Source organism: Mycobacterium innocens (genome assembly GCF_900566055.1).
Classification (GTDB): domain Bacteria; phylum Actinomycetota; class Actinomycetes; order Mycobacteriales; family Mycobacteriaceae; genus Mycobacterium; species Mycobacterium innocens.
In genome coordinates, this window is the sequence record NZ_UPHQ01000066.1 from 1 (window position 1) to 6,430 (window position 6,430).

The following is a 6,430-nucleotide window of genomic DNA, read 5'->3' on the forward strand; positions in this document are numbered from 1 at the left end:
GCGCGGAGCCATCCGCCGACACGTCGCGGGCCAGCAAAGGCGAGGAGGAGCCGGACACGGTCCTGCGCCGGACGCCGCCGAGCATGTACCTCCCGGTCGCCGTCCTGCTGCTGGGCTGCCTGGCGGTCGGGGTGGTACCCGGACTTGTTCAGGCCGCCGATGCCGCCGGACGACGATTCGTCGACACCGCCGGGAATGTCGCCGCTGCTCTGGGACGGACGGTACCCGGCCCGGCGACCGGCGCGGTGCACAGCTGGTCGGCGAGTGGGGTGAGCCTGGCCGTCATCGGTGTGCTGATCGCCGGTTGCCTGGCGATCCTGGCGTTTGCGGCGAACCGACGACAGCGCGCCGTCGCGACGACGGGTGTCGACGGTGGTCCGACCGGCTGTCGCGGCGCTGCAATCGGCTCACTCCGGCCATGTCGGCGACTACGTTGCCTGGATGTTCGCCGCTGTGACCCTGCTCGGTGCCGTCTTGGGCCTGCAGGTGCTGTGACGCGTCAGTTCATCCGATCGACTGCTGACATGATCCGAATTTCGCCGTCCTGGTATGGCCGTCCGTCGGGATACAGCAAGTCGTGGAACCACAGTTTGGGGACCGTCGGATAGGGGTGATCCCAGGAGTCCCAGGGCAGGTAGGTCTGGGTCTTGCCGGCAACCAACCCCCAATTGAACGCTGCGACGTTGTACCGCTTGGCAATTGGCAGGATTCCGGCGATGGTACTGCCCAGCGGACGGGCCAGATATTCGGTGCACAGGATGGGCCGGCGCAGCGGCAAAAGCTCAGCGATGCGGGATTCGAAAACAGCCGGCGCTCCATAACAATGGAAGGTGACCACGTCGGCGTTGTCCAATTGAATGGCGCAGATCGTGCTGCGACGCCGCGGATTCGCCCACTGGCCGTGCCACACGCCGCTCGTCAGCGGTTGACTTGGGTCCACTGAGCGTGCCCACTGGAACACCTCCGGGAGCAGTTCTGCCACTCGTTGCTGTTTGTCCGCCCGTTCGACGGAACGATACGGGCGGGCGGGATTGTCGGGCTCATTCCACAGGTCCCAACCCAATACGCGGTCATCGCTGCGGAATTGGCTCAGCACTCCGGTGACGTAGTCGTGCAGGACAGGGCGGTAGCTGCGGTCGTCGAGGTGCTCAGCGCCCGGGCTTTGCACCCAACCCGAGTTGTGCACCCCGGGCCTGGGCTCGGGTTGCGGACCCGGATGGGGAAGCGGATCCCAGCAGGAGTCGAAGAAGACGAAAAGCGGCTTGATGTGATGGCGGGCGGCGATGGCGACGAACTGTGCGAGACGGCGCTGAAAGCCCCGATTGTCTTGGGCCCAAAGCTGATCGTGGAGAAACACGCGCACGCTGTTGAGCCCGCACAACCGCGCCCAGCGCAGCTCGGTATCGATTTGTTGGGGGGCAAAAGTCTCGGCCTGGAACATCTCGAGCTGATTGACTGCGTTCGAGGTGATGTAATTCGCGCCGATGAGCCGCTCTTGCGCCTGGTACCAGGTGTTGGCGCGGTCCGGTGACCACTGGCCTGCTCCCGCCGCGGATACCCGGGGCACATGAGCCAGGGCGAGACCCGCCAGCGATACCAGCGGCAGTTTGAGGACGGTTCGGCGCGGGACGACGTCACCTCGACTTCTTGCAGACGTCACACTATCGGGGCCCTTCATCGGATGACGGTGGAGACTGCCGTGTCGAACAGCTCTTCCCAGATCTGGCCAGATCCAGGCCAGATCCGGGATAGTCGAGCGTGCCCAGTGGCACGCCCAGTCGGCCCACGACCGAGGGGTTGTCCGCCCGTCGGTCGATGCCAGTTCATCAGCCGTTGCGTTGGCGCCGTTAGCATTTCCAGATTAGCGGGTCGGCGCCACCCGCGGCGCCGAATGCCACGAGCTCGCGGCTGCCAGGCAGACAACGTGGGTTGCGGTCGTGACCGGCAAAGCGGACAACGTCGTGGGCGATTGGTCGTTGCGTACATCTGATGGACTGACATGGTAGCTGACTGGCACCCGACGCCGAGGGGAGCGTTCCCCAATCCCTCTGCCGCCAAACATGTTTGAATGCGCAAGAGTCGGACGCGCGTCGAATAGCGGCTCGCGGATCCAACGCGATCTATGCGGGCAGTGCTAGCAAGAGCCTGGCTCCGGGGCTTGGCCTCGGCTGGCCGGTCCTGCCCACCAGCCTGCTCGACGCGGTTGTCGAGGCCAAGCGCCGAAGCGACCGCGGCACAGACATTCTCGTCCAACCGGCGTCGGCGGAGTCGAGGTGCTGGGCCGGCGCCGTTCTGGCACCGCGAAACGGGTCCCCCCGGGAATCGTCGTGGGCTACGAGGTGCCGTCAGATCGACGTGGCCGCGACTCTTCCGGAGTCCAGGCCGGCGGTTGCCGGGGCTGGCCGGGGAACAAGAAGTCGACGAAAGCCGCAACCGTGGGTTGCGGTTCGTGGTTGGCCAAGCCGGGGCGCTCGTTGGCTTCGATGAAGGTGTAGTCGGCGCCCGTGACATCGGGCACGAGTAAGTCGATTCCGGTCACCGGGATAGCGATCGCCTCGGCGGCCTCGACCGCGATTCGACATAGTTCGGGGTTCACCTTGTCGTTGACGTCGCGAATCGTGCCGCCCTGATGCAGGTTGGCGGTGGACCGAACGTGAAGCCGAATACCTTCGGGCAGAACATCATCGAGTTGCCAGCCGGCTTTGGCGACGGTGTTTCGGGTGATGTCGTCGAAAGGAATGTGCGATTCGCCGCCGGTCGCGGCTGATCGTCGCCGGCTCTCGGCCTCGATCAAGTCGCGGACGGTGTGCTCGCCCGTGCCGACGACCTCCGGCGGCATCCGCAGCGCGGCGGCAACCACCCGGCCGTCGATGACCACTAAGCGTAGGTCGTCGCCCGGTGCTCGTTGCTCAATCATCACCTCGGGGTATTCCTCATGAGCCCGGGCCAAAGCCGCGGTCAGCTCGTCGGGACCGTTGTCGGCATTCACCCCCACGGTGATGCCTTTGCCTTGCTCGCCGCGGGTTGGTTTGACGACGACCTCGCCGACCTCGGTCACGAACGCGTAGTCGTCGTCGTCGAAGGTGGCCGGGCGCACCCGAGGAACGTTGATGCCTGCCTCCTTGACCAGGCGTCGCGTCAAACGCTTGTCGTCGCACCGGCACATGGCAATCGCCGAGGTGTATTCGGACAGCGACTCACGGGTGATCACGCTGCGCCCGCCGTGGGTGAGCCGCATCTCGCCGGTCTCGGCATCCAGTACCTCGACGAAGATTCCGCGCCGCAGCGCCTCATCGGCGATGACCCGCGCGTAGGGATTGAGGTCATCGACTGTCTCCGGCGGTGACGTGAACAGCGGCTCGTTGATGGCGTTGCGACGCTTGATCGCCATCACCGGGACCCGGCGAAATCCGAGTTTCTCATACAGGGCGATGGCGGCGCCGTTGTCGTGCGCGACCGACAGGTCCAGGTAGGCGCGCCCCGCGTGGCGAAAGCGGTCAACCATGGCCCGGGTCAGAGCCTCCCCGATTCCGGGCAGCCCGGCGGCCGGGTCGACCGCCAGGGTCCACATACTCGATCCTCGCTCCGGGTCTGCGAAGAGCACCTGGTGGTCGACACCGGTCGCGGTACCGACCACCGCGCCGTCGTCGTCACGCACGGCGATCAGGTAGGTCACCGCATCGGCATGTAGATGGTTGTGCCAAATCGTCTCGACCGGCGCCGGAACCATTGCGCACCGGACGAATACGCGATTCATGGCATCGGCATCGGCGGGGACGTGCAGGGTGCGCACTGTCACGCCCACCGGAGCGGACGCCGGATCCTGGTTTGCCGAATCGTCGGCGAAACGCAGCCGATAGGTATGGCTGGGGTCGATGAACAACTCATTCGGTGCTCCGGCGACGATCACGTGCGGCTCTCGCGCGTAGATGCAGATGTCGCGCCGTCCGGGAGCCTCCTGCCGCAGCACCTCGGACAGTGCGGCGGAATCTGCAAAGGTTTGGCCGAATATCAGCCGACCCCAACCCAAATCGAGCTCTACATCGTTGGCCATCGATTCCATCAGGTCCGGCGGCGAGGCGTCGTGCAGGCTCATCGTGATGGGCTCGGAATGGTCCTGCGAGGGATCGACGGCGGTCATGGCGCCCCGCCCTCGCTCGGCAACCGGGACTCCGGCAAAACGGTATAGCGGATTCCGCTGTCACCACCCAGGACCAGTTTGCCGTCGGATTCGACCACCGGGGGATCGACGATGGCCTGTGGCTGGATGCCACGGGTGACCGCCAATGTCGAGCGATGCTGACCCTTCAGTTCCCGCGAACACACTGTCGCCGACTCACCCGGCCCGTGATCGTGGAATACGACCAGACCCTCTATTAGATGCGCCATCGCCGTGTTGGTTACCCATCTTGGAGCGAGTACCAACGTGCACCACCCGAACCGACGGCTCTGAGATGGGTGTAGATGCGCGCGCAGACACCGGCGGGGATGCTTCAATCGGCCAGATACGGCATCAGCATGTAGAAGCCGATGTTGATGCCGAACTGGTTGATCATCAGCATTCGGCTGGGCCCGTCGAAGCTGCGGAACTGTGCGAGAAACGCCATTACTGCCTAACCAGCGCTGGATCGACCACGTTGGTGCACCGCGTCCAGGATTGCACCACCTGCTTGATCGGGTCATCGATGACCGCTGGTTCGGTCGGTGGAGCCGCATCGAGTAGATCGTGCTGGCGGCAGTACTCGTCGTTGTAGATGGTGTCGAAGTAGCGCAGCGGGCCATCGGGAAACACCGCGGCGATCTTGGTGCCGGGCTCATGGGTGCGGGCCGCCCAGCCGGCGACCAGCGCAACGGCCCCCACACTCCATCCCCCGCTGACGTAGTAGCTGCTCGCCAGGGTGCGGCACGCCCAGACCGCTTCGGCCGGGGCTACCCAGTGCGCCTCCGCGAACGCCGGGTAGTCGACATTGCGGGGATAGATGCTCGATCCCAGTCCGCGCATCAACCGCATGGCCGCTGGTTGCCCGAAGATCGTCGAACCGATGGTGTCCACACCGATCAGCTTCAGGTTGGGGTTCACGTCGCGCAGCACGCGGGCCACGCCTGCTGAATGGCCGCCGGTTCCCACCGAGCACACCAAGACATCAATGCTTCCGAGCTGGTTGAGCAGTTCGGTCGCCAGCGACCGGTAGCTATCGACGTTGTCGGGGTTGTTGTACTGGTCGGGATTCCAGGCATGCGGGTCGGCGGCCCTCAGCTCGGCAACCCGGTCCTTACGGGCCTGCTGCCAACCCCCGCTGGGATGCGGCTCGGTGACAATGTCGACGCGCACTCCGTAGGCGGTCAGCATGTGTTGGACGATCGGTTCCATCCCGGGGTCGGTGACCACCGTCACCGGATGCCCATACAACTGTCCCGCCAGCGCCATACCCAAACCCAAAGTGCCGCTCGTGGATTCAATAATTTGCGCTCCGGGTTGCAGGTCACCACGAGCCCGAGCGCATTCCACCATATGCAGAGCGGGCCGGTCTTTCATGCCGCCGGGGTTAGCCCCTTCCAGCTTGGCCCAAAAACCACGGTCATCGGTACCGAAGGGGTCTGAAATCCACAGCACCGGCGTATTACCCACCAGGGTGCGGGGTTCCCGATGTCTACCGGCGGTGACGCCGTATCCGGCCGACGCGAGCTGGCTCAGGGTGTGCGGATTTGGGATCGAGCGCCAAGAGCTCTGCAGTTCGGCACTGTCAGTGGCGAGTTCGAAGCGCTCGCAGGTTGCTACAGATAAAAGATCGTTCATTGATCGTGGCTTTCGCACGTGTGCCGCAAGGGGCGGCGTTGAACGTCGGTCAGCGGTCACCGGTCGTCGTGGCATGGCACAACGACCTGACGCTGATCGATCAGCGACGAGCCAGGCAGAATCGGGACAAGAGATCTTGACCGGCAAGGGCAGTAATCGGCACCTTGGGCGGACCACGCCCGGCTGGCACGACAAGATTGGCCAGCGCAGCGGTAATCGCGATAAGTGCCGCCACGGCTCCAAGTGCTACCAACGTGGTAGCCGGCCGCGGCAACACCGCGGTCGCGAACACATTGTGGCAGTCGGTCGACGAGCCGTCGAAAAGGTGGGCGTGGTCGACGTTGACAGCGAACTCACCGCCCACCGTAGAAAGCAGAGCGTGCGCAGGGTGCCGCGTATGAGTCTCGGAATGCAGCATGGCCGAGTGGCCGACGAGGGCAACCAGGAACGCCACTGTCGCCGCGACGATCACTGATCGCCACCGCGGCAGCCCGAATGCATTGCTTAGTGGTCGCGCCCGTAAGTTCGTCGGGGGTCGCATTCAGGCTGCTCGGGGCTGGATCGGATTGTGCTGGGGTTCGTGGTTGTCGAGCTTGGTCAGCAGGTCGTTCAGGTCGGTGGTGGTGAACTTCC

The 6,430-nt window shown here is 64.8% G+C and carries 7 protein-coding genes and 1 pseudogene; 1 reads left to right on the top strand and 7 read right to left on the bottom strand.

Going from position 1 to position 6,430, the window contains the following annotated elements:
* The coding region (locus EET03_RS30750) for a hypothetical protein (protein ID WP_208649021.1) at positions 1-251 on the bottom strand (251 nt) is incomplete at its 3' end.
* Positions 252-372: 121 nt separating this feature from the next.
* Between EET03_RS30750 and EET03_RS32335 the strand changes: the two genes are divergently transcribed.
* A complete protein-coding gene (locus tag EET03_RS32335; protein ID WP_279637641.1) occupies positions 373-495 on the top strand; it encodes a hypothetical protein in 123 nt (40 codons plus the stop codon).
* Positions 496-499: 4 nt separating this feature from the next.
* Here the strand turns inward: EET03_RS32335 and EET03_RS08280 are convergent, their stop codons facing one another.
* The 6 genes and pseudogenes from EET03_RS08280 to lpqS all read right to left on the bottom strand — a co-directional run bounded on the left by EET03_RS08280 (position 500) and on the right by lpqS (position 6,269).
* Positions 500-1,678, bottom strand: a complete 1,179-nt coding sequence (locus tag EET03_RS08280; RefSeq protein WP_075541958.1) for a glycoside hydrolase 5 family protein — start codon at positions 1,676-1,678, stop codon at positions 500-502.
* Between the two features lie 654 nt (positions 1,679-2,332).
* Positions 2,333-4,141, bottom strand: coding sequence for an N-acetylglutaminylglutamine synthetase (ngg, locus tag EET03_RS08290; protein ID WP_075541959.1), 1,809 nt, complete (start codon positions 4,139-4,141; stop codon positions 2,333-2,335).
* Complete coding sequence (locus tag EET03_RS08295) at positions 4,138-4,389, bottom strand: hypothetical protein (protein WP_075541960.1); 252 nt, start codon at positions 4,387-4,389, stop codon at positions 4,138-4,140. Before EET03_RS08295 ends, ngg begins: the two co-directional genes overlap by 4 nt.
* Before the next feature lie 107 nt (positions 4,390-4,496).
* Positions 4,497-4,607 (bottom strand): annotated as a pseudogene (locus tag EET03_RS31280) (hypothetical protein); the annotation flags it as partial.
* Entirely contained in the window at positions 4,607-5,797 is a 1,191-nt protein-coding gene (locus EET03_RS08300) for a PLP-dependent cysteine synthase family protein (protein ID WP_082274543.1), read from the bottom strand. The gene EET03_RS08300 and the pseudogene EET03_RS31280, both read right to left, overlap by 1 nt.
* Positions 5,798-5,897: 100 nt before the next feature.
* Positions 5,898-6,269: a putative copper homeostasis (lipo)protein LpqS gene (gene lpqS, locus EET03_RS08305; RefSeq protein ID WP_167470606.1), complete on the bottom strand. Its 372-nt coding sequence runs from the start codon at positions 6,267-6,269 to the stop codon at positions 5,898-5,900.
* Positions 6,270-6,430 lie beyond the last annotated feature (161 nt).

Excerpts from the sequence above, each read along its gene's own strand:
- EET03_RS08300 (WP_082274543.1), bottom strand. The coding sequence starts at position 5,797 with ATGAACGATCTTTTATCTGTAGCAACCTGCGAGCGCTTCGAACTCGCC.
- ngg (WP_075541959.1), bottom strand. The coding sequence starts at position 4,141 with ATGACCGCCGTCGATCCCTCGCAGGACCATTCCGAGCCCATCACGATG.
- EET03_RS08295 (WP_075541960.1), bottom strand. The coding sequence starts at position 4,389 with ATGGCGCATCTAATAGAGGGTCTGGTCGTATTCCACGATCACGGGCCG.
- EET03_RS08280 (WP_075541958.1), bottom strand. The coding sequence starts at position 1,678 with ATGAAGGGCCCCGATAGTGTGACGTCTGCAAGAAGTCGAGGTGACGTC.